Origin of the sequence: Gemella sp. GH3 (assembly GCF_013415425.1) — a bacterium.
Classification (GTDB): domain Bacteria; phylum Bacillota; class Bacilli; order Staphylococcales; family Gemellaceae; genus Gemelliphila.
This window is the reverse complement of sequence record NZ_JACBYC010000116.1, coordinates 1-3,172: the sequence shown is the minus strand read 5'-3', so window position 1 is coordinate 3,172 and position 3,172 is coordinate 1. Positions and strand designations below refer to the sequence as shown.

The 3,172-nt window shown below is 48.5% G+C and carries 2 rRNA genes; both read left to right on the top strand.

The features are described from left to right. Positions 1-118: 118 nt before the first annotated feature. A 23S ribosomal RNA gene (locus tag HZY83_RS04940) occupies positions 119-3,000 on the top strand. Between the two features lie 57 nt (positions 3,001-3,057). Beyond that, a 5S ribosomal RNA gene (gene rrf / locus HZY83_RS04935) occupies positions 3,058-3,172 on the top strand.

The following is a 3,172-nucleotide window of genomic DNA, read 5'->3' as shown; positions in this document are numbered from 1 at the left end:
GCACAATGAAAACTTAATACGAAATTATATAACCAAGATTTACAAGAAAAAACCGAGAAAAAGAGTTTATTCAGAAGAATAAGAGTTCAAGGAAGAAAACGAAGCGAAAGCTACACACGATTAAGTAGAGAAGAGCGCACGGAGGATGCCTTGGCACTAGGAGCCGAAGAAGGACGTGACAAACGACGAAACGCTACGGGGAGAAGTAAGTAATCAAAGATCCGTAGATATCCGAATGGGGGAACCCGGCATGAGTAAAGACATGTCACCCGAGAGGGAGGTAACGCAGAGAACTGAAACATCTAAGTACCTGCAGGAAGAGAAAGAAAAATCGATTTCCTAAGTAGCGGCGAGCGAAAAGGAAGGAGCCCAAACCATCTAGTTTACTAGGTGGGGTTGTAGGACTATCAGAAAATCGTATATTAATTTATAGTAGAATCTCATGGGAAGGAGAGCCAAAGAAGGTAAGAGCCCTGTAAACGAAATGAAGAGATAGCGAGAGATAGCACCTGAGTACAGCGGAACACGAGGAATTCCGTTGGAATCTACCAGGACCATCTGGTAAGGCTAAATACTACCTAGTGACCGATAGTGAACCAGTACCGTGAGGGAAAGGTGAAAAGAACCCCGGGAGGGGAGTGAAAGAGAACCTGAAACCGTGTGCTTACAAATAGTCAGAGCACTGAAGAGGTGTGATGGCGTGCCTTTTGTAGAATGAACCGGCGAGTTACTTTATCATGCGAGGTTAAGTGGAAGACATGGAGCCGAAGCGAAAGCGAGTCTTAATAGGGCGAAATAGTATGATGGAGTAGACCCGAAACCAAGTGATCTACCCATGGCCAGGTTGAAGTTTAGGTAACACTGAATGGAGGACCGAACCAGGACACGTTGAAAAGTGTTTGGATGAGCTGTGGGTAGCGGAGAAATTCCAATCGAACTTGGAGATAGCTGGTTCTCTCCGAAATAGCTTTAGGGCTAGCCTCGTAGAGAGTTTATTGGAGGTAGAGCACTGTTTGGACTAGGGGCCCATCCCGGGTTACCGAATTCAGACAAACTCCGAATGCCAAATAAATATATACGGGAGTCAGACTGCGGGTGATAAGGTTCGTAGTCGAAAGGGAAACAGCCCAGACCGCCAGTTAAGGTCCCAAATTGTATGTTAAGTGGAAAAGGATGTGATGATGCACAGACAACCAGGATGTTGGCTTAGAAGCAGCCACCATTTAAAGAGTGCGTAATAGCTCACTGGTCGAGTGACATCGCGCCGAAAATGTACCGGGGCTAAACATACAACCGAAACTGCGGATATAACGCAAGTTATATGGTAGGAGAGCGTTCTAACATCGGAGAAGCCGAACTGGAAGGTGAGGTGGAGAGGTTAGAAGTGAGAATGCCGGTGTGAGTAGCGAAAGATAGGTGAGAATCCTATCCACCGAAAGACTAAGGTTTCCAGAGGAAGGCTCGTCCGCTCTGGGTAAGTCGGGACCTAAGGTGAATCCGAGAGGAGAAGCCGATGGACAACAGGTAGAAATTCCTGTACCACCGAATATCGCATGAGAGAAGTGGGGACAGAGGAGGTTAGGCAATCGGACTGATGGAATAGTCCGTCTAAGCGCAAAGGTAGCGAGGTAGGGAAATCCGCCGAGTGATAATACTGAAGCGTGATGGGGAGTCGAAAGAGACGAAGTTGTTGAAACCAAACTCTCAAGAAAAGCCGCTATCGAGATAAGAGGTGCCCGTACCGCAAACCGACACAGGTAGTTGGGAAGAGAATTCTAAGGTGAGCGAGAGAACCATCGTTAAGGAACTCGGCAAAATGACCCCGTAACTTCGGGAGAAGGGGTGCCTAGGAGACTAGGCCGCAGTGAATAGGCCCAAGCGACTGTTTATCAAAAACACAGGTCTCTGCAAAACCGAAAGGTGAAGTATAGGGGCTGACGCCTGCCCGGTGCTGGAAGGTTAAGAGGAGTGCTTAGCGCAAGCGAAGGTATGAATTGAAGCCCCAGTAAACGGCGGCCGTAACTATAACGGTCCTAAGGTAGCGAAATTCCTTGTCGGGTAAGTTCCGACCCGCACGAAAGGCGTAACGATTTGGGCACTGTCTCAACGATGGACTCGGTGAAATCATAGTACCTGTGAAGATGCAGGTTACCCGCGACAGGACGGAAAGACCCCATGGAGCTTTACTGTAGCTTGATATTGAATTTTGATGCAGTATGTACAGGATAGGTAGGAGCCTAGGAGACGTGTACGCCAGTATACGGAGAGGCGATGTTGGGATACTACCCTTGCTGTATTGGAATTCTAACCTAGAGAGTAGAAAACTCAGAGACAGTGTCAGGTGGGCAGTTTGACTGGGGCGGTCGCCTCCTAAAGAGTAACGGAGGCGTTCAAAGGTTCCCTCAGAATGGTTGGAAATCATTTAAAGAGTGTAAAGGCAGAAGGGAGCTTGACTGCGAGACAGACAAGTCGAGCAGGTGCGAAAGCAGGACTTAGTGATCCGGTGGTACCGAATGGAAGGGCCATCGCTCAACGGATAAAAGCTACCCTGGGGATAACAGGCTTATCTCCCCCAAGAGTCCACATCGACGGGGAGGTTTGGCACCTCGATGTCGGCTCATCGCATCCTGGGGCTGTAGTCGGTCCCAAGGGTTGGGCTGTTCGCCCATTAAAGCGGTACGCGAGCTGGGTTCAGAACGTCGTGAGACAGTTCGGTCCCTATCCGTCGTGGGCGTAGGAAATTTGAGAGGAGCTGTCCTTAGTACGAGAGGACCGGGATGGACGTATCAATGGTGTACCAGTTGTCACGCCAGTGGCATAGCTGGGTAGCTAAATACGGAAGGGATAAGAGCTGAAAGCATCTAAGCATGAAGCCCCCCTCGAGATGAGATTTCCCATGTATAGTAAGACCCCTTGAAGACGACAAGGAGAATAGGTTGGGAGTGGAAGTATGGTAACATATGGAGCTGACCAAAACTAATAGGTCGAGGACTTAATCAGGAGTTTTTGGAATTGACATAAGAGTAGATGATGGTATATAATAAGTATAAGTTTTCGTCTGGTGGCGATAGCAAGGAGGACACACCTGTACCCATACCGAACACAGAAGTTAAGCTCTTTAGCGTCGAATGTAGTTGGTCTTACGACCTGCGAGATTAGAACGTTGCCAGGC